General features: G+C 37.4%; 27 protein-coding genes. 18 read left to right on the top strand and 9 right to left on the bottom strand.

From position 1 onward, the window contains the following. Positions 1–4 precede the first annotated feature (4 nt). The 6 genes from ESZ48_RS16120 to ESZ48_RS19380 all read left to right on the top strand — a co-directional run bounded on the left by ESZ48_RS16120 (position 5) and on the right by ESZ48_RS19380 (position 3,815). Positions 5–976, top strand: coding sequence for a YitT family protein (locus tag ESZ48_RS16120; RefSeq protein ID WP_129018533.1), 972 nt, complete (start codon positions 5–7; stop codon positions 974–976). A 153-nt stretch (positions 977–1,129) separates the two neighbouring features. Beyond that, a complete protein-coding gene (locus ESZ48_RS16115) occupies positions 1,130–1,498 on the top strand; it encodes a cupin domain-containing protein (RefSeq protein ID WP_129018532.1) in 369 nt (122 codons plus the stop codon). An 18-nt stretch (positions 1,499–1,516) separates the two neighbouring features. Then, entirely contained in the window at positions 1,517–2,344 is an 828-nt protein-coding gene (locus tag ESZ48_RS16110) for an alpha/beta hydrolase (protein WP_129018531.1), read from the top strand. Between the two features lie 18 nt (positions 2,345–2,362). Beyond that, positions 2,363–3,145, top strand: coding sequence for a 23S rRNA pseudouridine(2604) synthase RluF (gene rluF / locus ESZ48_RS16105; RefSeq protein WP_129018530.1), 783 nt, complete (start codon positions 2,363–2,365; stop codon positions 3,143–3,145). Between the two features lie 55 nt (positions 3,146–3,200). Beyond that, positions 3,201–3,386: a hypothetical protein gene (locus tag ESZ48_RS16100; protein WP_129018529.1), complete on the top strand. Its 186-nt coding sequence runs from the start codon at positions 3,201–3,203 to the stop codon at positions 3,384–3,386. A gap of 3 nt (positions 3,387–3,389) precedes the next feature. Beyond that, positions 3,390–3,815 carry a VOC family protein gene (locus tag ESZ48_RS19380; RefSeq protein WP_190246287.1) on the top strand — a complete coding sequence of 142 codons (426 nt, stop codon included), beginning with the start codon at positions 3,390–3,392 and terminating at the stop codon, positions 3,813–3,815. Between the two features lie 10 nt (positions 3,816–3,825). On the opposite strand, the gene ESZ48_RS16090 is transcribed toward ESZ48_RS19380, so the two are convergent. From ESZ48_RS16090 to argS, 5 genes are all read right to left on the bottom strand, one after another. After that, a complete protein-coding gene (locus ESZ48_RS16090) occupies positions 3,826–4,560 on the bottom strand; it encodes a YwaF family protein (protein WP_129018528.1) in 735 nt (244 codons plus the stop codon). Positions 4,561–4,586: 26 nt separating this feature from the next. Next, on the bottom strand, positions 4,587–5,462 hold the full coding sequence (locus ESZ48_RS16085; protein WP_129018527.1) for a bifunctional 5,10-methylenetetrahydrofolate dehydrogenase/5,10-methenyltetrahydrofolate cyclohydrolase: 876 nt from the start codon (positions 5,460–5,462) through the stop codon (positions 4,587–4,589). Positions 5,463–5,518: 56 nt separating this feature from the next. Next, a complete protein-coding gene (locus tag ESZ48_RS16080; protein WP_129018526.1) occupies positions 5,519–5,890 on the bottom strand; it encodes a four helix bundle protein in 372 nt (123 codons plus the stop codon). 75 nt (positions 5,891–5,965) lie between these two features. Then, positions 5,966–7,294: a signal recognition particle protein gene (gene ffh, locus ESZ48_RS16075; RefSeq protein ID WP_129018525.1), complete on the bottom strand. Its 1,329-nt coding sequence runs from the start codon at positions 7,292–7,294 to the stop codon at positions 5,966–5,968. Positions 7,295–7,548: 254 nt separating this feature from the next. Continuing rightward, on the bottom strand, positions 7,549–9,327 hold the full coding sequence (argS, locus tag ESZ48_RS16070) for an arginine--tRNA ligase (RefSeq protein ID WP_129018524.1): 1,779 nt from the start codon (positions 9,325–9,327) through the stop codon (positions 7,549–7,551). 148 nt (positions 9,328–9,475) lie between these two features. Here argS and ESZ48_RS19685 point away from each other — a divergent pair, with 148 nt between their 5' ends. Both ESZ48_RS19685 and ESZ48_RS16065 read left to right on the top strand, forming a co-directional pair. Beyond that, positions 9,476–9,604: a hypothetical protein gene (locus tag ESZ48_RS19685; RefSeq protein ID WP_262707996.1), complete on the top strand. Its 129-nt coding sequence runs from the start codon at positions 9,476–9,478 to the stop codon at positions 9,602–9,604. 6 nt (positions 9,605–9,610) lie between these two features. Next, a complete protein-coding gene (locus ESZ48_RS16065; RefSeq protein WP_129018523.1) occupies positions 9,611–9,922 on the top strand; it encodes a glycosyl hydrolase 53 family protein in 312 nt (103 codons plus the stop codon). A 6-nt stretch (positions 9,923–9,928) separates the two neighbouring features. Here ESZ48_RS16065 and ESZ48_RS16060 read toward each other — a convergent pair whose 3' ends face one another. Continuing rightward, the gene (locus ESZ48_RS16060) at positions 9,929–10,132 is read right to left on the bottom strand and encodes a hypothetical protein (RefSeq protein ID WP_129018522.1); all 204 of its coding nucleotides are present in this window, start codon (positions 10,130–10,132) and stop codon (positions 9,929–9,931) included. A 422-nt stretch (positions 10,133–10,554) separates the two neighbouring features. Here ESZ48_RS16060 and ESZ48_RS16055 point away from each other — a divergent pair, with 422 nt between their 5' ends. Beyond that, positions 10,555–12,615 carry a tetratricopeptide repeat-containing sensor histidine kinase gene (locus ESZ48_RS16055; RefSeq protein ID WP_129018521.1) on the top strand — a complete coding sequence of 687 codons (2,061 nt, stop codon included), beginning with the start codon at positions 10,555–10,557 and terminating at the stop codon, positions 12,613–12,615. A gap of 383 nt (positions 12,616–12,998) precedes the next feature. On the opposite strand, the gene ctlX is transcribed toward ESZ48_RS16055, so the two are convergent. Further along, complete coding sequence (gene ctlX / locus ESZ48_RS16050) at positions 12,999–13,934, bottom strand: citrulline utilization hydrolase CtlX (RefSeq protein ID WP_129018520.1); 936 nt, start codon at positions 13,932–13,934, stop codon at positions 12,999–13,001. 102 nt (positions 13,935–14,036) lie between these two features. Between ctlX and ESZ48_RS16045 the strand changes: the two genes are divergently transcribed. Beyond that, the gene (locus ESZ48_RS16045; protein WP_129018519.1) at positions 14,037–15,770 is read left to right on the top strand and encodes a M14 family metallopeptidase; all 1,734 of its coding nucleotides are present in this window, start codon (positions 14,037–14,039) and stop codon (positions 15,768–15,770) included. A 107-nt stretch (positions 15,771–15,877) separates the two neighbouring features. Here the strand turns inward: ESZ48_RS16045 and ESZ48_RS16040 are convergent, their stop codons facing one another. Further along, positions 15,878–16,459, bottom strand: coding sequence for an NUDIX hydrolase (locus ESZ48_RS16040; protein WP_129018518.1), 582 nt, complete (start codon positions 16,457–16,459; stop codon positions 15,878–15,880). A 123-nt stretch (positions 16,460–16,582) separates the two neighbouring features. Here ESZ48_RS16040 and pyrE point away from each other — a divergent pair, with 123 nt between their 5' ends. Both pyrE and ESZ48_RS16030 read left to right on the top strand, forming a co-directional pair. Continuing rightward, on the top strand, positions 16,583–17,227 hold the full coding sequence (gene pyrE / locus ESZ48_RS16035) for an orotate phosphoribosyltransferase (protein ID WP_129018517.1): 645 nt from the start codon (positions 16,583–16,585) through the stop codon (positions 17,225–17,227). A 123-nt stretch (positions 17,228–17,350) separates the two neighbouring features. Continuing rightward, entirely contained in the window at positions 17,351–17,743 is a 393-nt protein-coding gene (locus ESZ48_RS16030; protein WP_129018516.1) for an SRPBCC family protein, read from the top strand. Here the strand turns inward: ESZ48_RS16030 and ESZ48_RS16025 are convergent. Beyond that, a complete protein-coding gene (locus tag ESZ48_RS16025) occupies positions 17,740–18,471 on the bottom strand; it encodes a biotin--[acetyl-CoA-carboxylase] ligase (RefSeq protein ID WP_129018515.1) in 732 nt (243 codons plus the stop codon). The genes ESZ48_RS16030 and ESZ48_RS16025 overlap by 4 nt on opposite strands. 95 nt (positions 18,472–18,566) lie before the next feature. Between ESZ48_RS16025 and rsfS the strand changes: the two genes are divergently transcribed. The 6 genes from rsfS to ESZ48_RS15995 all read left to right on the top strand — a co-directional run bounded on the left by rsfS (position 18,567) and on the right by ESZ48_RS15995 (position 23,490). Further along, positions 18,567–18,938 carry a ribosome silencing factor gene (rsfS, locus tag ESZ48_RS16020; RefSeq protein ID WP_129018514.1) on the top strand — a complete coding sequence of 124 codons (372 nt, stop codon included), beginning with the start codon at positions 18,567–18,569 and terminating at the stop codon, positions 18,936–18,938. Between the two features lie 10 nt (positions 18,939–18,948). Further along, a complete protein-coding gene (gene ftsH, locus ESZ48_RS16015) occupies positions 18,949–20,967 on the top strand; it encodes an ATP-dependent zinc metalloprotease FtsH (RefSeq protein ID WP_129018513.1) in 2,019 nt (672 codons plus the stop codon). A 108-nt stretch (positions 20,968–21,075) separates the two neighbouring features. Beyond that, complete coding sequence (locus ESZ48_RS16010; RefSeq protein WP_129018512.1) at positions 21,076–21,681, top strand: LUD domain-containing protein; 606 nt, start codon at positions 21,076–21,078, stop codon at positions 21,679–21,681. An 81-nt stretch (positions 21,682–21,762) separates the two neighbouring features. Then, entirely contained in the window at positions 21,763–22,584 is an 822-nt protein-coding gene (locus ESZ48_RS16005) for a phosphatidate cytidylyltransferase (RefSeq protein WP_129018511.1), read from the top strand. Further along, positions 22,574–23,227, top strand: a complete 654-nt coding sequence (locus tag ESZ48_RS16000) for a phosphatidylserine decarboxylase family protein (RefSeq protein WP_129018510.1) — start codon at positions 22,574–22,576, stop codon at positions 23,225–23,227. The genes ESZ48_RS16005 and ESZ48_RS16000 overlap by 11 nt, the downstream gene beginning before the upstream one ends. After that, positions 23,224–23,490, top strand: a complete 267-nt coding sequence (locus ESZ48_RS15995) for an acyl-CoA-binding protein (protein WP_129018509.1) — start codon at positions 23,224–23,226, stop codon at positions 23,488–23,490. Before ESZ48_RS16000 ends, ESZ48_RS15995 begins: the two co-directional genes overlap by 4 nt. Positions 23,491–23,540: the final 50 nt, after the last annotated feature.

Genomic DNA, 23,540 nt, shown 5'->3' with positions numbered 1-23,540 from the left:
AAAGATGAGTTCATTTTTCTCAAAATTATTAGTTACGATTGCTCGGAAAAAACTTGAGTATGAACATTCATCTGCAAAAATCAACAACCGACAGGTAATTCCTTTAGCGCGCCAGATTCGGATAGAAGTCAAGCATTTTATCAAGGATTATACTTATGTGCTCATTGGGGTATTTTCAGCCGGTTTCGGATTAAAGGGATTCTTATTGCCCAACCGATTTATCGATGGAGGCGCTACAGGTATTTCACTGCTTTTAGAGAATATCACCCAAATTGACTTGAGTTTTCTATTGATTTTAGTCAACGTCCCATTTTTAATTCTTGCGGCAAAAACCTTCAGTGTGAAATTTGCGGTAAGGAGTATTATTACCATTGCCATATTAGCGTTGGTGGTTCACTATGTGGAGTATCCAACCATCACCGAAGACCGGTTATTGATTGCGGTATTTGGAGGTTTCTTTCTCGGTTTGGGAATAGGAATGGCCATGCGTGGAGGTAGTGTAATTGATGGCACTGAAGTCTTGGCCATTTGGCTCAGTAAGAAACTGTCAATAACCATTGGAGATGTATTACTTTTGATCAACATTATCATTTTTTCTTTTGGTGCTTATATTTTATCAATAGAAATTGCACTCTATGCGATATTAACCTATTTATCTGCGGCAAAAACAGTCGATTTTGTTGTGGATGGTGTTGAAGAATATGTTGGAGTGACAATTATCTCAGAACAGCACCAAGAATTGAGAAAAATGATTGTTGAAAAACTGAGACGCGCCTGCACCATTTATGCTGGGAAAGGTGGCTACGGAGGAAATGGCGAAAGCTACGATAAAGACATTATTTACACGGTAGTAACGAGGCTCGAACTCGCAAAACTGCATACAGAAATAGATAAAATTGACGAAAAAGCGTTTATTATCATGGGCCTTGTAAAAGATATTAGAGGTGGTATGATAAAGAAGAAACCTTTGAAGTGAGAAGAAGTCATGAGTTATGAGTGCTTCAGGTGACGGATGACCGAAGACGGATGACGGATGACGGATGACCGAAGACGGATGACCGAGGACGGATGACCGAGGACGGATGACGGATGACGGATGACGGATAATTAATACTAAAACATAGAATTAATGGCAAATAAACCATATAAAGTACAAAAGTCTCCATTTGTGGTACCAACAACGGATGGGAAAATTATAAAGGAACATTTTGGAAGGGCTACAGATGGCAACACCCAATTAAGTGTTGCGCACATGATTGCGCCAGCTGGCTGGAGCGAACCGTTTCAAACACCAGAATTTGATGAATACACATTTATCATAAGTGGCAAAAAACAATTTATTATTGGGGAGGATACGGTAATTTTATCCGCAGGTGAGTCCATAAAAATAGAAAAGAACACACGTGTCCAATATTCAAATCCCTATACAGAACCTTGCATATACATTGCCATTTGTCTCCCAGCATTCTCAATGGATCTTGTGAATAGAGAGCCATAACCCCATATCTAAATGTTCATGAAGGAAGTTCTTATTAAATTAATTGGGTCGTATTACAATATGCTGAGCTATGTTTCTAAACCATATGCTGCAGATAAGGCCATGTACCTGTTTACCACACCCCGAGGTGGAAGGATTAATGAGGAACAATCTGATTTTTTACATACAGCCTTTCAAGAAGAACTTAAATATGAGCACTATCCTATAATGACCTACAGATGGTTGGGGAAAAAACAAACCATTCTATTGACCCATGGTTGGGAAAGTAATTCTGCCCGATGGAAAAAACTGATCTTAGAACTCAAAAAGAAAGGTTTTAATGTCATTGCTCTTGATGCTCCTGCTCATGGAAAATCGGGAGGTAGCGCATTTGACGCCATGTTATATGCTGAGTTCATTAATGTTGTTGCTAAAAGATTCTCTCCAGACATCATTATCGGACATTCTGTTGGCGGAATGGCCTCTGCTTTTTTTCAGCATAAATATCAATTCGTCAAATTAAAGAAAATCATTTTGTTGGGCGCACCTTCTGAATTTCAGGATGTCATGAAACGCTATACAGACATGTTAGGATATAATCATCGGATTGTTTCGCAATTGGAACAGACCATAATTGACCGTTTCGGCAGTCCGTCTGACACCTTATCAACGGCTAAATTTCTTGCGACCATTGAGTCTGAAGGCTTGATTATTCATGATCAAGACGATCATATTATTCCTTATAACGATGCCCTACTCATAAAAAATAGTTTTAAAAACAGTCAGCTCATTACCACCAAAGGTTTAGGCCATTCTTTACTTGATGCCTCTGTTGCCGAACATATTTACGCGTTTATTGAAGCCTAAAACCATTATCTTTGTACTATGGAAGAGAATCTCAAACGTATCAACAAATTTTTAAGTGAAGTTGGCTATTGCTCACGCAGGGAAGCCGATAAACTCATTGAAGCAGGTCGCGTGACCATCAACGGAAAAGTTCCTGAAATGGGAACAAAAATCTCGAAAGATGATGTAGTTCACGTTGATGGTAAACCGATTAAGGACACCAACGAAGGTTTTGTTTATTTAGCCTTCAACAAGCCTATTGGCATTGTATGTACAACAGATACGCGTGTTGAAAAAGATAATATCATTGATTATATCAACTATCACAAACGTATTTTTCCGATAGGGCGGTTAGACAAACCCAGTGAAGGATTGATCCTGCTTACCGATGATGGTGATATTGTCAACAAAATTTTGAGAGCGGGTTATAATAATGAAAAGGAATATCTTGTAACGGTCAATAAGCCCATTTCGCAAACATTTATTGAGCGTATGTCAAACGGCGTACCTATTTTAGATACCATCTCCAAGAAATGTACGGTTGAAAAATTGGGCACCAACGAGTTCAGAATTATTCTTACTCAAGGCCTTAACCGACAAATCCGTAGAATGTGTGAGTACTTAGATTATGAGGTGGAGACTTTAAAACGCATCCGAATCATGAACATCAAATTGGATATGCCAGTGGGCACCTATCGGGAATTAACTGAAGCAGAATTTAAGGAGATGAATGCCCTTTTGGACAGTTCGGCAAAACAGATGGCAGAAGAAAAAAAGACGAATGACACCAATCCAACTTCACGTAGAAAAATCAAACCATAAGTCTGAAACGAAATCTCAAAAGTTATAAAATTTACAACATCTTAAACAAAAACATATGATTAGAATCTTAGCATTAATTTTGACCATTGGAGGAATGATTGCCCTAATCTTAGGCGTATTGGGCATCTTCGGAAATAACTTCACGTCATTAAGCCCTTGGGCATTGACTATATTGGGAGGTGTTTTTTTTATCGCCGGCGTTTCCATGTTAAAATATAGAAAAGACGAACCAACAACTTAAGTCATGACTACAGTATTATCACCATTTCATATTGCCATTCCCGTATATAATCTTGAGGAATGTAGAATTTTTTATAGGGATATTTTAAACTGTGAAGAAGGTCGAAGTTCTGATCATTGGGTGGACTTCAATTTCTTTGGCCATCAATTGGTCATTCATTACAAACCAAAATCGACAGAAGATTCACACACCAATAGTGTAGATGGGAAAAATGTTCCGGTACCACATTATGGCGTTGTTTTGCCATGGCAGTCATTTCAGGATTTCGCAAAAGATCTATCCGCTAAAGGTATTGCCTTCGTCATAGAACCTTATATCCGATTTGAAGGTCAAGTTGGAGAACAGGCCACTATGTTTTTTATGGATCCTTCTGGGAATGCTTTGGAATTTAAAGCCTTTAAGGATATGGACCAATTATTCGCCAAATAAATCAAGATTCTTATTGATTATTTCGCTTTCCTTTCATTTGAAATAAATAAAATGGAAGGTAGATGATTAAAAAATATGGCACTAAAATAAGTTGGACGACGATAATATAAATTGGCCAATCTCCAAAGTAATCCAATAAAGAGGCGGATTGCGGCTTCTGACTCAGATAGAAATAGTTGGCGTTCAACAGATAATTCACCGCTAGGACCATCAAAAAATAGAGTTGCAAGGCGAAAAATGATTTGAACACACTTTTGAAATTGGGAGTCATTTTAAATATGACAGTAGCATAACTTATAACTAGCAATAGCCCCAAGTGGACCACCCAATATCTAACATAATCGAATGTTGGAAAACCTGATGCAATATCTGGTGTTATTACAGCTTGTAAGGTGCCAGCGATAATCCAAAAAACCAAGATTTCATACATCCAATATTTACGATAGAACGTAAACACTGGAATCAAAATAGCCAGCAGACTACATAGATACAAGGGCAAATCTTTTTGGATATTATAGTCCCCAAACATCATCTTATGAAGATGAAAGCTTAGGACTGTCAACGAGACGCCAATGGCAATGAAGTGAATAAAGCGGTATTGGTTGTTTACATTTAGATTTCTCTTGGCATAACGTATTGCCGCAAGTCCTAATAATATGGCAATGAGAATAGGAACAAAATGCTCCCAGCTCCCCATCACAACACGTTGCATTAAGAAGGACACTGTGGAATATAAAATGTGCATAATGCCCTATCGGTTTTTTTTGACGTTTACATTTGACGTTCTCTTGCCAAAAGTGTGTTTTTAAGTAACATCGCTATAGTCATTGGACCGACACCACCAGGAACTGGCGTTATATAGCTTGCTTTTTTACTAACGTTTTCAAAATCGACATCTCCAGTAATACGATAGCCTTTTTCAGTTGTATCATCAGGAACACGGGTGATTCCAACATCAATAATTACGGCATCATCTTTTACCATTTCTGCTTTTAAGAAATTTGGAACCCCAAGAGCTGAAATAATAATATCTGCTTGAGAAGTGATTTGTGTGATGTTTTTGGTGTGACTATGGGTTAAAGTAACCGTAGAATTCCCTGGAAATCCTTTTCTTCCCATTAAAATACTCATTGGTCTTCCCACAATGTGACTTCTACCAATTACTACTGTATGTTTTCCTTGAGTATCTACCCCATATCTATCTAAGAGCTCTAATATCCCAAACGGTGTTGCAGGAATAAACGTAGACATATCCAAAGCCATTTTACCAAAGTTCATAGGGTGAAAACCATCTACATCCTTATCTGGATTTACGGCTAAAAGTACTTTTTGCGTATCAATCTGCTTTGGCAACGGCAATTGAATGATGAATCCGTCAATATCTGGGTTTTCATTCAATTCCTTAATCTTATCCAATAATTCAACTTGGCTAGTAGTGTTGGAAAGACGCACCATGGTGGATTCAAATCCCACACGTTCGCAGGCCTTTACCTTACTGGCAACATAGGTCAGACTTGCGCCATCATTACCTACTATAATTGCAGCAAGATGAGGCACTTTTTCGCCATTGGCTTTCATTTTCTTTACCTGTTCGGCAATTTCATTCTTAATGTCATTGCTTACTTTTTTTCCGTCGAGTAGAATCATTATTTTATTAGTTTTCAGTCGCAGTCGCAGTCTTCAGTTTAATTTTGACAAAAATATTACTCTGGCTTAACTCCGAATTTATCTGGATTATTGATCATAAAATTTATTAGTTTTCCTATTTCTAAAGATTTGATGTTTAAATCCTGAAATGTAGAACCATCTATATATTTGCAAGCCAAAGCAAATTCCAACCATGTGAAGGTTTCAGAGTTTTCGGCATCTGCATCGGTAAGCTTACTTACAAAGTGTCGCGGATACAAGCGCTTTCTATAAGATTCAGAAATGTTAGCCGAGACTGAACGAGAACTTCTTCTTATCTGACTAATTAGCGAATACGTTTCCTCTTTAGGAAAACTTTTAGAGACTTCAAAAATATCCATAGCCAAATCAAATGACTTTTGATACGCTAACAACTTCTTGAAATCCATATCACAATTGTTTAGTAATTATTGCAAAACTTATCTGAGACTGCGACTGTAAACTGCCAACTTGATGACTGAACACTACTTCATCCCCTTCATCGCTTGCATGATCGCTTTTCCTTTTCCACCTTGCATCATCTTCATCATCTTGCTCATCTGGTCGAATTGCTTTAACAGCTGATTGACTTCTTGCACCGAAGTTCCAGAGCCTTTACCAATACGTTTCTTTCTACTGGCATTGATAACTGATGGGTTTGTTCTTTCTAACGGGGTCATGGAATGTATAATAGCTTCAATACCTTTAAAAGCATCATCATCAATATCAACGTCTTTCATCATTTTTCCAGCGCCTGGGATCATACCTATCAGGTCCTTCATGTTCCCCATCTTTTTGATCTGCTGAATCTGCTTCAAGAAATCATCAAAACCAAATTGATTTTTGGCGATTTTCTTCTGAATTTTCCGCGCTTCCTCTTCATCAAACTGCTCTTGGGCACGTTCAACAAGAGACACAACATCTCCCATCCCCAGAATACGATCTGCCATACGTGATGGATAGAACACGTCAATGGCTTCCATTTTTTCACCTGTACCAATAAACTTAATGGGTTTATTAACTACCGATTTAATTGAAATGGCCGCACCCCCACGAGTATCACCATCTAATTTGGTAAGGATAACACCGTCAAAATTTAAGACATCGTTAAAGGCTTTTGCCGTATTAACCGCATCCTGACCAGTCATGGCATCTACCACAAATAAAATTTCCTGTGGCTGAATGGCATCACGGATATCAGAAATCTCCGTCATCATCGCTTCATCCACAGCCAAACGACCAGCGGTATCAATAATGACCACATTATGTCCGTTTGCTTTTGCATGTGCAATACCTGCCTTTGCAATGGCAACAGGATCGGTGTTTCCTTTATCACTATAAACCTCAACATTAATTTGATCTCCAACAACGTGTAGTTGGTCAACCGCAGCAGGACGATAAACGTCACAGGCTACCAATAAAGGTTTCTTTGTTTTTTTGTTTTTAAGATAGTTGGCAAGTTTTCCGGAAAAGGTCGTTTTACCAGAACCTTGTAAACCAGACATCAAAATTATGCTCGGATTGCCTGAAAGATTAATATCCTCAACATCGCCACCCATAAGTTCAGTCAGCTCATCCTTAACCAATTTCACCATCAACTGTCCTGGTTGCAAGGTGGTCAATACGTTTTGACCCAATGCTTTTTCCTTAACCGTATTGGTAAACTCCTTGGCAATTTTAAAGTTGACATCGGCATCCAACAATGCTCTACGCACCTCTTTTAAGGTTTCAGCAACGTTGACTTCCGTAATGCTTCCATGTCCTTTGAGGACGTGTAGGGCTTTATCTAACTTTTCACTTAAATTATTAAACATATGTTTTCAGTCTTCTATTTGCAGCATTAAAAACTACAAGAATTAAATTTTGAGTTGCAAATTTACATATTTGATGTCTATTTATAAAACCTAAGGGATTAATAAATATCATCTTCGCGCGCTTTTCAAACATTGAACTTCAGATTCCGCTAAAAAGTGGGATTCTCCGGATGTATATAGGGACAACCATCATAACTTAATGCGCCTTGCTTTTAAGTTTTGCCTGCCTGTTGGCAGACAGCGCTTTCACTAAATTACATTCGTTCAGGCACATCAATACCCAATAAGCCAAATGCATTTTTTATAGTCACCGCCACTTTATTGGACAACGCTACCCTAAAGGCTTTTTCGTTATCATTATCAGCACCAAGAATGGACACATTTTGATAAAAAGAATTGAATTCCTTTACCAAATCGTAAGTGTAATTTGCCACCAATGCTGGGCTATGATTTTCTGCCGCATTTTGAATCACTTCAGGAAACAATAACAATTGCTTGATCAATTCCTTTTCCTTCTCGTGAAGTGAGATGGAATGCATGTCAATTACAGCCCCTAAATCTGATTTTCTTAATATCGATTGGATTCTGGCGTAAGTATATTGAATAAACGGTCCTGTATTCCCTTGAAAATCGATTGATTCCTTCGGATCAAAAAGAATACGTTTTCTTGGATCAACCTTTAAAATGTAATATTTTAAAGCGCCCAAACCGATGGATTTGTAAAGCTCTTCTTTTTCAGCATCTGAATATCCTTCCAATTTGCCCAATTCTTCTGAAATTTCCTCAGCAGTTTGTGCCATTTCAACAATCAGATCATCGGCATCCACAACAGTTCCTTCCCTACTCTTCATTTTCCCGGACGGCAAATCGACCATCCCATAACTTAAATGGAACAGATTTTTAGCCCATTCAAATCCGAGTTTTTTAATGATTAAAAACAAGACCTGAAAATGGTATTCCTGTTCGTTACCCACGGTGTAAACCATGCCACCAACATCAGGAAAATCTTTGACACGTTGGATGGCGGTACCAATATCTTGGGTCATATAAACTGCAGTGCCGTCAGAACGGAGCACAATTTTTTCATCCAAACCATCGGCGGTCAAATCGCACCAAACCGAGCCATCTTCTTTTTCGAAAAACACACCGGATTTTAAGCCTTCCGCCACAAATTCCTTTCCTAAAAGATAGGTTTGACTTTCATAATACAGCTTGTCAAAATCAACGCCCAAACGCTTATAGGTTTCATCAAATCCTTTGTAAACCCATCCGTTCATTTTTTCCCAAAGCGCAACTGTTTCTGCATCGCCTGCTTCCCATTTCTGGAGCATTTCCTGTGCATCGACTATGATGGACGCCTGCTTTTTGGCATCTTCTTCAGTCTTACCTTGCGTAATTAAGTCCTGAATTTCCTTTTTGTATTCTTGATCAAATTTCACGTAGTAGTTCCCTACCAGCTTATCACCTTTTAATCCAGTAGATTCAGGCGTCTCTCCATTTCCAAAACGTTGCCACGCCAACATACTCTTACAAATATGAATCCCCCTGTCATTAATAATTTGAGTTTTATAAACTTTTTTTCCGGAAGCTTTCAAAATTTCAGCAACACTATAACCCAATAAATTATTTCTGATATGTCCCAAGTGCAAAGGCTTATTGGTGTTTGGCGAAGAGTATTCCACCATAACAGCCTTTTCTTCTGGTTTGGAAGTTACAAATCCGTAGGTTTTCTGATCTTTTATAGCTTGAAAAATATCGAGATAATGTCCGTCTTCAATTTCAATATTTAAAAACCCTTTAACCACGTTGAAAGATTTTACCATATCGTTTTTCTCCAAAACATACTGGCCTATTTGCTCACCAATCTGAACCGGATTTCCTTTTACCACACGCAACATTGGAAAAATGACTACGGTGATATCCCCCACAAACTCTTTACGAGTGGATTGTAGTTCTACCGACTCCAAGGTCGCGCCAAAAATGTCATGTACTGCTTTTTTTACTTGATGGGATAAGGTTTCCTGAAGATTCATCTGCTGTTTAATTTAAGTGTGCAAAGATAGGATTTTAATTAAAATTTTTCAGCTGCAAAAGCCGTATTGTTATGGAAAAGCTATAAGTACAAGAAAGGGTTAAAATAGCATCTGATTTTACTTTTTAAATTTCAATTCCAAACATGTCATGAAAAACATTTTCTACAGTCTGAGCCTCGTAATTATTATCATAGGATGTGGAGATTCCAATGACCCTGCTGATGATGTGGTGCCAACAGAATTTTATTTATATAAAGGACTGGATTTATTATTTTAATGGGAATTGGAAACTTATGATGTGGTTTATAAAGATGAAAACGGCAACCCAATCCACCTTTTGGACTATGTTTCTAAAAATGGCACTAATCTAGTCCGTCTCAAATTATGGCACACACCACAGAATGGACAGAATAGTTTAGAAGATGTCAAATCTTATGCGTTAGAAATTAAAAACAGGCATATGGATTTTCTCTTGGATTTCCATTATTCAGATACTTGGGCTGATCCAGAAGCACAAACGCCGTCTCAAAACCAATGTATGTTTGGTTTTGACCATAAAGCGCTTCCAATCTTTGATGTTTTCAGAAATAATTAGAATCTATTATAGTTTCTTACCTCCCAGAAACCCTAAAACCAAAGCCACTACCCCAAGACCAATGGTCATATAAGCATCTGTGTTATCCTGAACATCGATACTTAAATCACCAATCCCAATAGAAGCTTCTGGTGCAATTAAAGTGTAAATACCATACACTAGTAGGACAACACCTACGATCATCAGAATTGTTTTAAGTGTTTTATTCATCTTTCAGCTAATTAATTTCATTGAAGATAATCAATATGTGTTTCAATTTTAGAATAATTTATAAACTAATGATATGCAACATTTTAATTCCAATCAACTTACCACTGATCACCTATTTGCATTTCAACGATGAAAGTGCTGTATTTCCAAGATATTGACCATTCAACCGATATCCAAATTATTCAAAAAACACCCGGCATCACTTCATCTAATTTATTGGCATTAAAACCCGAAAATTAGATTATTAAAACCCTTTTATCCATTTTTGAAGAAGCTATTAATCAAGGTCCCAAAAACGTTGATGCATTATATTTAAAAATCCTTAACAGCATTGTTACTGTATTTTGTGAACGTGCCTATCCTCTCCCTCAAGGCAAGCTCAAATCACATCCGCATTACAATTTATAACTAATTGCAAGAAAATGAAACGGTTAATTATCTTAGCTGCCTTTTTTGCTATCTTATCAGGTTACGCCCAAACCAAAGAGATAGACAGTCTTGCTATACAATTAGCTTTTCAAAAACAGGATTCCTCTAAGGTTGACACCTCAATACACCTCATCAATGCGCTTTACAAAGCACAAGATTATCAAAAGGCACTGTCATATATTTCAGAAACGGAACAACTTTCCATAGCTATTAACTACACTAAAGGCATCGCGGCAGCAAACTATTTTCAAGCCCTTATTTACGCCAACAAGAATGATTACTTCAATGCTATTGACCATTTCAATAAATCGAAACAATTATATACTGAACTTAATGACGCGTTGGGAGTTGCTAAAGTGAGCAACAGTATTGGGCTTATAGAGATAAAAAGGGGAAATTATAAAACCGGATTATTGAATTCCCTATCTGCCATTAGAATCTTTGAAGATCAAAACCTGCACGAAGACCTTAGTTTGGCCTATAACAATTTGGCAAAAGCGTATTTCAATACGAATCAAATTGATAAATCGCTTGAATTTAACTTGAAAGCTTTAAACGTTAGGGAACGATTAAAGGATAGCGCTGGAATCAAAACATCTACAAAAAATATTGCCCTATTGTATTCTAAACGCAAAGAACACCGAAAGGCAATTGAATATTATGATGCCGTATTGGCAATGCTCAATCCTGAAACCGATCAATTACTGAGAGGTGAGATATTACCGCGAATTGGTGAAGAATATCTTAAGTTTAAAGATTATGACAAAGCCGCTGAATACCTTGTAGAAGGCCTTAAATTCAATCGGAAAACAAATGATAAAGAGGGGATTTTAAGAGCTTTGAACTCCATTGGCCACCTCAATCTTGAACAAAAAAACACCCGACTTGCAGAAAGTCAAATCTACGAAGCCCATGACTTGGCAAAAGGCGTAGGAAACAACGAAGAACTTCTTAAAAACTATAAGCTTTTAATGGCTTTGGATTCTACCAAAGGAAAATTTCAAAGTGCCTACCGTTGGCAACGTGAATATTTTAGCTTAAAACAGACCTTAGATCAGGAAAACAAACCACAATTGCCGGTAAATACGGACTCCATTGAAGAAATTCTTGAAAGCGAATCCAACATGGAGGTCCTTCCTACCACAACAAACAAAGAAACGGCAAACAATCAAAATCAAGTCAAAAATTTAAAGCTCCTTTCTTACGGTTTGATTGTGGCATTTCTAATCGTGTTGACATTTTTGCTTTTGATTTATTTGAAAAGAAAAAGCACCATTAAATACACTCAGGAACTTGAAGAAAAGAATGAGCAGATCCAACTTCAAAATGATGCCATTATGGAACAAAAACTTCATTTGGAAGAAATCAATGACGTTAAAGACCGATTGTTCAGTATTGTTTCACACGATTTAAAAGACTCCATCTCTTCCATTAAAGCGTTTTTAGATTTACTTAAGGAAGACAGTATTAGTAGAGAGGAATTTAATGAGTTGATACCAGAATTGAGTGAAAATGCCGATAATGCGTCCTTATTATTATTCAATCTTCTGAACTGGTCCAAATCGCAAATGCAAAACCTGGAACCAAATCCTGAGCTTTTCAACATTCAAGAGGTTTTTCACAGCAAAATCAGTTTGGTAGAACAAAAAATGGAACAAAAAAGAATTGTCCTTATTGATGAATCTCAACGTGACTTTATTTATGCGGATCGAAGTATGGTGGAAATTGTCATTCAAAACTTACTCACCAATGCCGTAAAATTTAGTCGTGTAGGAGATATTATTACCATTTCAAACAAAGAACACAATGGAAACTCGTTGATTTGTGTGGAAGATACTGGGGTGGGGATTCCGAAAGAGAACCTCAAAAAACTTTTTCAAAATAACAACTTCACTACCGTTGGCACCAAAAACGAAAAAGGAACGGGCCTGGGCTTGACTATTTGCAAGGAATTGGTAGAACTTAACCAAGGTCGCATTTGGGTAGAAAGTACGCCTAATGTAGGCACCAAATTCTACGTGGAACTTCCAAAGGTAAAAAAGGAGGAGAACTAAAAAAGAGTTTCGAGTTTCGAGTTTAAAGTTTCAGGATTTAACTTTGTCCATCCTTAAACAGAATTGATTGTTTCAACCTCAATTCCTGACTTCGCTCAATCTGGATACGACGATGAGTCTCTCTTGCGCCCTTAACGCCTAACTTTGTGTTCCTTGCGGTTAAAATTTCGACATTAACTTCGACATCAACTTCAACTTCAATTTCATCATACGATATTCAGTGTTCCGAGTTTAAAGTTTCAGGATTTAACTTTGTTCATCCTTAAACAGAATTGATTGTTTCAACCTCAATTCCTGACCTCGCTAAAACTATGGATGGGTTGTTTACTTAAGCGTCGAGTTCAACTTCAATTTCAATTTCAACTTCGATTTCATCCTCAACTTCATTCCGCTTTCGGCAAAAACACTTCCGCCATCATACAACGGGCACTTCCACCACCGCAAGTTTCGATAGTTTCCAAATCACTGTACAACACCTCGCAATGCATAGACAGTTTTGCAATTTGTAAACTAGTCAAACTATCATGTGCCGCTGTGCTCATCACCAAATAACGCTTTTCATCAGCTCCTCTTACCTGCAGCATATTTCCTGCGAAACTGTGCATTTGAGCTTCGGTAATGGCAATAACTTCCTTACCGTCTTTTTTGAGGTGCTCTACAACACTCTTACGCTCTTTTTTGTCATCAATACTATCTAAACAAATAACGGCAAAAGTCTCTGCAATACACATCATCACGTTGGTGTGATAAATAGGTAAACGTTCATCATCCACGGTTTGATACGCCGTAAAAATGACTGGGAAATAATCAAAATCTTCGCAGAATTCTATAAACAATTCTTCATCCGCACGTGGAGAGAGTGCGCAGTATGCTTTTTTATTGACACGATCCATGATAATACTGCCGGTACCTTCCAAGAAAAAATGATCTTCTTCGGCGCTGGTATAGTCCATTATATTATCAATCTCAAAGCCTTCTTCCTCCAAACGATCAAGAAGTTCTTCACGTCGTTCCTTACGTCTGTTTTCAGCAAACATAGGATAGAGTGCCACATCGCCATTTTCATGAAAACTCACCCAGTTATTAGGAAAGATAGAATCTGGCGTATCGTTCAACTTGTCATCATCTTCCACAATAACGTTAACACCGACAGCTCTAAGTTTTTCTACAAAGGCATCAAATTCGGCTTGAGCCTTTATATTGATTTCAGAGTTCTTTAGATCCAGGTCTTCCTGAAAATAATTATTGACCGCTGTTTGTTCATTCATCCTGAAATGAACTGGACGAATCATTAAGATTGTATTTGTGGTTTGATGCATAGTGAAGTCGAATTTATGCCCGCAAAATTAGTTTAAATTCATTAAATTTGGAAGCTTATGCGCTTTTATATATGCGCAGCTTTTAATCGCTAATCACTCCTAATGAAAACTATTTTTATATTCTTTTTTATAAGTCTTTCTATTTTCGCCCAAGAAAAAAATCCATCCAAAGATTATATGACGGTCTTTGAAAAAAGCAACGGACTTAAAACAGGAACCTATCATGAAGTGATTGCATATTATCAACTCTTGGCAGACAACTATCCACAAGTCCACTTGGACAGTATAGGGATGACCGATTCTGGTAAACCCTTACATTTAGTGACTTTCAATCCGGATAAAGTTTTCGACTTTGAAACCATCAGAAAAACGAAACAAACGTTGTTGATCAACAACGGCATCCATCCAGGAGAGCCTGATGGCATTGATGCGACGATGCTTTTGTTCAGAGATCTAGCGCAAGGTAAAATCGCAGCGCCACAGCATACCGTATTAGTAACCATACCAATTTACAATGTTGGCGGAAGTTTAAATAAAAATTCTACTACGCGTACCAACCAAATTGGACCTGAGGAATATGGCTTTAGAGGGAATGCCAGAAACTATGATTTGAACCGCGACTTTATAAAAGCAGACACCAAAAACGCCCGTACGTTCACCCAAATTTACCACTTAGTGCAACCTGCAGTTTTTATTGACAATCATGTGAGCAATGGCGCCGATTACCAATATACATTGACCCACTTATTCACACAGCACAATAAACTTGGCGGAGATCTTGGCACATATCTTCATCAGGAAATGATGCCAAGTCTGGAAAAAAAATTAGCCAATAAAAAATGGGACATTACCCCATACGTGAATGTTTTTAATGAAGTTCCTGAGGCTGGATTTACTCAGTTTATGGATTCGCCTAGGTATTCTACAGGCTACGCGGCTTTGTTCAACAGTTTAGGAATGATGGTGGAAACACATATGCTCAAGCCCTACAAACCTCGAGTGGAAGGCACTTACGAATTAATGAAAAGCATGTTGGACATCATGGAGACCGATTATGATAAGATAAAGCAACTACGTGCCGATGCTATTAAACAATTCCAGGCTTCCAACTCTTATCCGTTGGATTGGACGGTGGACACTACAAGATCTACTATTTTGAAATTTAAAGGCTATGAAGGCAAGATGATTCCGAGTGAAATTACAGGAGGAAATCGCTTAAAATATGACAGAAGCAAACCTTTCTCAAAAGATGTGGTCTATAAAAATTATTTCAAACCCACGGTTGAAGTATCTATACCAAAAGCTTATATCATTCCGCAAGGCTGGTGGAACGTTATTGATTTATTGAAGCTGAACCAAGTAGAAATGTCAATTCTTAAAAAAGACACCACCATTACTGTTGAAAGCTACAAAATTGACAGCTACAAAACCCGAAGTCAAGCTTATGAAGGTCATTACCAACACTACAACACCAATGTGATTTCAACAACCCAAAACATCACTTTCAAAAAAGGAGATTATTATATTTCTACCCAACAACATGCCTTTAGATATTTATTGGAAACCTTAGAGCCACAAGCGCCCGATTCGTTTTTCAACTGGAATCTTTTCGATACGATTCTGCAACAAAAAGAAGGCTTCTCACCTTATGCTTTTGAAGACATAGCGGCAGAATTATTAAATAATAATGCTGAATTAAAACTGGAATTTGAAGTCAAAAGAAAATCAGAACCTGATTTTGCTAAAAGCTGGTATGCACAATTGGATTGGTTGCATAAGCACAGTCCATATTATGAATTGGCGCATCTACAATATCCCGTGTATAGAGTAAGGTAGTGTGTTTAAGAAAGAAATAATCGGAGTTTTGTTAAATATGAATACAAAATAATAAGAAGATTGGTGATCGATTTAGTCCCGTGCTTTTACAAATGCTCAAACTCAACTCAAACCAAAAGCTTAATATTCGCATACGAATTTTCCATAGCCTTCTTAATCTGTTTAGGGTTTAACCATTCCACTTTAGTAATGCCTTCGTCTTCTTGGGGTACCAATTCGCCTGTATAGGTTGAGGTCATTTCAAACCAATAAGTAATCTTCAGTTGATGTCGGCCATTTCTTTTAAAAATATGATAGGTAGTTTCTAAAGGTTTGACAATTTTCAAACCGTTGACCTTGGTTTCCTCTTCAACTTCTCGTAAAGAGGTTTCTTCAATGCTTTCATCCGCCTCTATTTTCCCTTTGGGCAAATCCCATTTATCGTTTCTGTATATAAAAAGAATCTCGCCTTTATCATTAAACACTTTACCACCACCGGCAACCACATTCGGTAATTTTTTGAGAAAGGATTTTAGGAGTTTCTCCTCGTTTTTACCAATGATCCGCACGCCTTCCAAGTCGGTAGAGTTGAGTTCTCTAATAACTTTGCCTATATTGACGGTACTCATTAAGTAATTTTTAAAATGCTTTTCCTTCTTGACTTTTGTTGTCAAAATTATAGGTTTGTCATTGACAAAAACTTTATACATCTTTTCTTTAATAACGCATTGAATTTGTAAAAATATAATAATTTGATTCACAGTACTATTTTTGAAAAAATTTTTCAGTAAATTTTTAAATTTAAAATCTATAAAATTGCTTAATTTTGCGCCATGATTCTCAACAAACAAACCGCTAAGAAAACGGCTGAGCTGCTATTACAGATTCACGCCATCAAATTACAGCCAAACGATCCCTTTACATGGGCATCTGGCTGGAAGTCGCCAATTTACTGTGACAACCGCATTGTGCTCTCCTATCCGCCCATTCGGAATTTCGTTCGTGAAACCATGGCCAAGCATATTGAACAGCAATATGGAAAACCAGACGTGATTGCAGGTGTCGCTACTGGTGCCATTGGGATTGGTGTTTTGGTAGCTGAATATTTGGGATTGCCATTTGTTTACGTCAGACCTGAAGCAAAAGGTCATGGACGTCAAAACCAAATTGAAGGCCATATTGAAAAAGGCCAGAGTGTTGTGGTAGTGGAAGATTTGATCAGTACAGGAAACAGCAGCCTTAATGCCGTAAAAGCACTCGAAGAAGTTGGTGTGAACGTGAAAGGAATGGTGGCTATTTTCTCTTACGGATTTGAAGTTGCCAACAACAATTTCAAAGATGCTGATGTGATCTTACAAACCTTAAGCAATTATGAATGTCTTTTGGAACAAGCCTTAGACACCAAATATATAACCACGAAAGAACAAGAGGTTTTAGCAGATTGGAATGCCAATCCAAGTGAATGGAATGCTTCTTGATTTAATGTGAAGCCGTCAAACTGTTAGGCGTGACATCGATTTAACAGAACTAAACGACTAAAAAATAATAAATAGTTTTCCGTCCATAGCTTTAGCGCAGAGGGAACAAAACAATAAATAAAAATGAATTTAGAATCACCAAAAGTAAGTCTTGAAAAAAGTCCACAAGAAGTTTTTGATTTCCTATCGGATGTCAAGAATTTCGAACAATTAATGCCTGATAACATCAGTAAATTTGAAGTCTTAGGCGACGACAAATTTTTATTCGCATTAAAAGGAATGCCTGAAATTGTATTGAAGAAAAAGGAAAGTATCGCACCAAATAAAATTGTACTTGGTGCCGCCGGAAAGTTGGATTTTTCATTGATTGGCCATATTCAGGAAACTGGAACCAACCAGAGTGATGTTCAATTGACCTTTGAAGGCGATTTCAATCCAATGATGGCCATGATGATTAAAGGACCAATTTCAAAATTCATTGAAACATTGGTAAAAAACATGACCAAAGTAGTTTAGTACAACAGGACTACTTCTTTAAAATCAAAACTTCTTATAATGTTGTCCTCGATTTTGACCATTAGCTGGCCAAAATCTGAAATTCCAACAATATAACCTGAGAATATAGAACCTTCAGCATCCTTAAATGTTGAAGGTTTGTTTTTTCTGAACAGGTGTGATTCGTATCGCGCTTTTAAGATTTTGAATTGCTTTTCTTTCAAATAATTAAAATGGATATCGATCTGTTTTAAAACAATGGTCAAAACCTCGTCCAAATCATTCACGTGCCCTGAAAGTAAAAGTAAGGACGATGCTGCTGGCAAACCCGTAAAATCAGTTTGATTGACATTGAGCCCTATTCCAATGACAGATCCTGAAATAACGTTCAATTTGATGACATTCTCAATTAGAATTCCTGCAATCTTTTTATCGTCTGACAAAATGTCGTTGGGCCATTTGACCTTTATTTTCGTTATTCCCAAGCTCTTTACAGCTTCATAGACGGCCAAGGAGACGGCCATGCTGATGTAAAAGTGTTGCTTTATATTGAGAAATGAAGCATCCTTAAACACACTAAAAGTAAGGTTCTTCGCTTCTTGAGAGCTCCATACCGTTCCCATTTGACCTCTCCCATTGGTCTGCAAACTGGTCACCACGGTCAAACCATCTTCAGCATTACCACCACCACTAAGCTTTTTTAAGTAAGTGTTGGTCGAGTCAATGGCATCAAGTTTGATTATACGCATGTGCAAGCTTCAATAAATTATAATTTTCTTATGAGATTATAAGGCTTAAAAGAATTAAAAAAAGCAATAACTTTGCACAAATTTAAAATAAATTAATGGCGAAAGAAAATAAAAACTCAGATGCACTGATTTCCACTATCTTAGAAGGTATTGAAGACGTCAAAGGAAAAGATATAAAAATTCTCGATTTACGGGACATTGAAAATACGGTTTGTGATTATTTCATAATTTGCGAAGGCAATTCAAATACCCAAGTAAACGCCATTGTTGGCGCCGTTCAAAAGAAAGTCAGCAAAACACTTAAAGATCATCCTTGGCATATTGAAGGGAGTGAGAATGCAGAATGGGTTTTAATGGATTATGTCAATGTAGTGGTACACGTATTTCAAAAGCATATTAGACAATACTACGATATTGAAGGCCTTTGGGGCGACGCAAAAACAACCGTTATAGAAACCAGTTACTAAAAAAAGATTAATGTCAAAAGAAAATAAAAACTTAAACAAAAAACCAAAATTAAGTCCGTATTGGATCTATGGGATGGTGATAGCTGCTTTTTTCGCGGTTCAGATATTCTCCGGTGGTTTTGGTGGACAGGATGCTAAAAGTACAACACCTGCTCAGTTTTTTGAATATTTAAAAAATGGTGATGTCGCCAAAGTTGAAATCGTCAACAATAGAGAGGCCAAAGTCTATATGACAGACGCAGCTTTAAAGACAGAAACTCATAAAGGCACAAAACCTACCAGCATTTTACCTTCTGTAACCCCGAGTCCGAATTACAAATTTGAATTTGGTGATTTGGCACTTTTTCAAGAAGAAATCAGAAACGTTATTAAGGAAAACAACCTCAGCAACACCGAAGTTACTTTTGAGACAGAGCACAACGTTTGGGGAGATTTCCTTTTAGGTCTCCTACCATTTGTACTAATTATTGGGGTTTGGATATTTATCATGAGACGTATGTCTGGTGGTGCTGGCGGTGGTGCCGGGGGTCAGATATTTAATATCGGCAAATCCAAAGCTAAATTGTTTGATGAAAACACAGATGTCAAGACCTCATTTAAAGATGTCGCAGGTTTGGAAGGTGCCAAAGAAGAGGTTCAGGAAATTGTTGACTTCTTAAAAACACCAGAAAAATATACATCCTTGGGTGGTAAGATTCCAAAAGGAGCCCTTCTTGTAGGACCTCCAGGAACTGGTAAAACCTTATTGGCTAAAGCAGTAGCTGGCGAAGCTAAAGTGCCTTTCTTCTCTTTATCTGGTTCAGATTTCGTTGAAATGTTTGTAGGTGTTGGAGCTTCGAGGGTTAGGGATTTGTTTAAACAAGCAAAAGAAAAATCGCCATCTATTATTTTTATTGATGAGATTGATGCCATTGGACGCGCCAGAGGAAAAAACGCCATGTCAGGTTCAAATGACGAGCGTGAAAACACACTGAATCAGTTACTGACTGAAATGGATGGTTTTGGGACCAATACCAACGTTATTGTTCTTGCTGCAACCAACAGAGCTGATATTTTAGATAAAGCCCTAATGCGTGCTGGTAGATTTGACAGACAAATTTTTGTGGATCTTCCAGACATCGTAGAACGTAAGGAAATTTTTGAGGTACATTTAAGACCTATCAAAAAAGGTGAAGATTTAGATATCGATTTTCTTGCGAGACAGACTCCTGGATTTTCTGGTGCAGACATTGCTAACGTATGTAACGAAGCCGCTTTGATTGCCGCTCGTAAAGGTAAAAAGGCAGTAAACAAACAAGATTTCTTGGATGCTGTGGATCGGATTATTGGCGGTCTTGAAAAGAAAAATAAAATCATCACTCCAGATGAGAAACGCGCTGTTGCGTTCCATGAAGCTGGTCACGCCACAATAAGCTGGATGTTGGAACATGCTGCGCCTTTGGTAAAAGTAACGATTGTACCTAGAGGGCGCTCTTTAGGTGCCGCTTGGTATTTACCAGAAGAGCGCCTGATTGTGAGAACAGAGCAAATGTTGGACGAAATGTGTGCTGCCCTTGGAGGCCGTGCTGCCGAGAAGGTAATTTTTGACAAGATATCAACGGGTGCTTTGAGTGATTTGGAAAAGGTTACAAAGCAAGCACGCGCCATGGTAACTGTTTATGGATTGAGTGATAAAGTAGGTAATATAACTTACTATGATTCCTCAGGACAATCTGAATACGGGTTTACCAAACCTTATAGTGAGCAAACCGCAGAGTTGATTGATAAAGAAATCTCTGAAATCATTGAAACGCAGTACTTGCGTGCAATTAAGATATTGGAAGAGAACAAAGATAAATTGACAGAATTAGCGGAAGAGCTACTTGAAAAAGAAGTCATCTTTAAGGATAATCTCGAGCGTATATTTGGCAAGCGTCCCTATGAAAAAGACGTACTGGAACGTGCGAAAAACGCAGAACAACCAACTCCTGAAATTGAGACCGTTGAAGTACCGGTCGAGGATGTCAAAAAAGATGAGCCACTAATTTAGGATCTCATTTCAAATTCATATAAAAAACTTAAATTAATCCTATGTTAATTTAAGTTTTTTTATATTTGAGCTAATCATTAGTAAAATCAGGTTAATAGCAACCCATACATGAGTCTATTTCGTAAAATTTTCGGCTTAAGAAACACGCCAGAAGATCACATAAAAAGCGAAGAGAGAGGCAAATACATGCCTGAAATCAAGCTGCCTATAGACGAAAAATTTACTATAAATTTTAAAGCTAATGGGGGTAAATTTCTGTATTGTGAAAATATGGAAGAAATCTATAAAACCTTTAAAAACATTCTGCATGAAAACAACTGGGAAGGCAACAGTGTTTTTTTATTAGATGCACGACTTAAGGACTTATTTAAAGATTTTGATCTCAAAGCTACAAGAAACCCCTCTGAAAGTGACTATTTTCTTTCTACTTGTGAATACTTAATTGCTGATGATGGCTCCCTATTGATATCTTCCAATCAAATTGCAGAAAAGCAATTGCGAGACTTACCTCCTAATTTTGTGATCTACGCAACAACCAGTCAGTTTGTTGAGACTATTGGAGAAGGACTTAGAGGCATTAAAAATAAGAACAGAGACAAAATTCCAACCAACATTACAACTATCAAACATTTCAAAATCCAAGAAGATAAAAACTTTCTTAGTTATGGAAGTAGCTCAAAAAACCTATATTTGCTGCTACTAGAAGATCTATAACGAAACTTTTTATTTTATTATATGTTACGAAGTTTATTTAATATCCCTCATCTGTTTTTAAAAACCTACTAAAATTTACAGATGAACGAACTTAGCACAAGAGCCGTTTCTGGCGCTATCTACATTTCATTACTTATACTTTCCATCTACTGGCAATATATGTTGGTGGTTCTTTTTTTTGCATTTGGTCTTATCTGTATGGCCGAGTTTAAAAAACTCATCCAATTAGAAAGTAAAGCCCCTTACATTGTTTTCACGGTCATGTATTTGGCTTTTAGTATTTGGGCTGTCATTCCTGAAAAAGATCTTGGTTTTAATGAAACCATAAAAATCCTTCATGTCCTCACCATTTTTGTTCAGCTTTTTTTAATCAAGGACTTATTTTCTGAAAAAACAATTCCACTGTTTGAATCCAAACGTTATATACTCACGACATTTTATCTGACCAGTGCATTTATATTTTTAATATTGATTGCCAATAATGACAAAGAGTTTACACCGATGTTGTTGTTAGGCGCGTTTATATTGATTTGGGTAAACGATACAGGAGCTTATTTTGTAGGTAAAAATTTCGGGAAACAGAAGCTATTCCCAAGCGTATCTCCAAAGAAAACCATGGAAGGATTTTTGGGAGGTCTGTTTTTTGCCTGCGTGGCTAGTTATTTTATCGCTACATTTACAGGCACTTTAGATTTTACGCACTGGCTCATCTTGAGTATAATTGCGAGCGTTTTTGGAACTCTGGGCGACTTAATAGAGTCCAAGTTCAAAAGACAGGCTGGTGTTAAAGACAGCGGTGTAATCATGCCAGGACATGGCGGTTTGTTAGATCGGTTAGATAGTATTATTTTTGCAGCACCATTTTTTTATTTATTTTTAAGACTGTTCCCCTATGTTACATAAAGAAGGCCATAAAATAGTGATGATTGCCATCGCAGTGGTGGTGATAGCCATCATGAGCATTGATTACTTTGTCACGATTTCCTGGCTAAGAACGAGTTTAATGCTCGTAGTCATAGCATTTTTCCTTATTATTCTTCAGTTTTTCAGAAATCCGAAACGTATTGGACAGCTTCACGACCATCATGTTTTATCGCCAGTTGATGGTAAGGTTGTGGTTATTGAGGAAGTTTTTGAGAAAGAGTTTTTTAAGGACAAGCGCATTCAAGTATCTGTCTTTATGTCGCCAATAAACGTGCACGTCACGCGCTATCCAATAGGCGGAAAAGTAGTATTCAGCAAATACCATCCAGGAAAGTTTCTTGTGGCATGGCATCCCAAAGCCAGTGAAGAAAATGAGCGTACCACCGTCGTGGTTGAAAATAAATTTTTCGGTCAGGTATTGTACCGTCAAATTGCCGGTGCTTTGGCAAAACGGATTGTCAACTATGCCCAAGTTGATGAAGAAATTCAACAAGGAGCCGATTCTGGATTTATAAAATTTGGTTCGAGAGTAGATTTATTTTTACCTTTGGATGCGGATATAAAAGTGACACTTAACCAAAAAGTAAAAGGTGGCATGAGCGTAATTGCAGAAACGAAATGACTTCAGATAGTTTAGATATTGAATTTAATGAGGCTGTAGAGCGCATCAACAGCTACACAGAACCGTTTCCTGCTGATCTGTTACTTCGCCTCTACGCCTATTACAAAAAGGCGACTAACAACTACAGTAGTCCCAAAGGCAAAAAACCTATGATTACTGCATTTAAGACGAATGCACTGTTTCAGGTAAAAAATGTGACGCCGGACGAGGCGAAACGCATTTATATTGACTTGGTCAATCATTATTTCCTATACGGGAAATAGACTGATTTCTTTCAAAAGTATATTTATCCAGCCATAGCTTATCGTATTTT

Source organism: Gelidibacter gilvus, assembly GCF_004115975.1.
Classification (GTDB): domain Bacteria; phylum Bacteroidota; class Bacteroidia; order Flavobacteriales; family Flavobacteriaceae; genus Gelidibacter; species Gelidibacter gilvus.
This window is presented reverse-complemented; position numbering and strand designations above follow the sequence as displayed.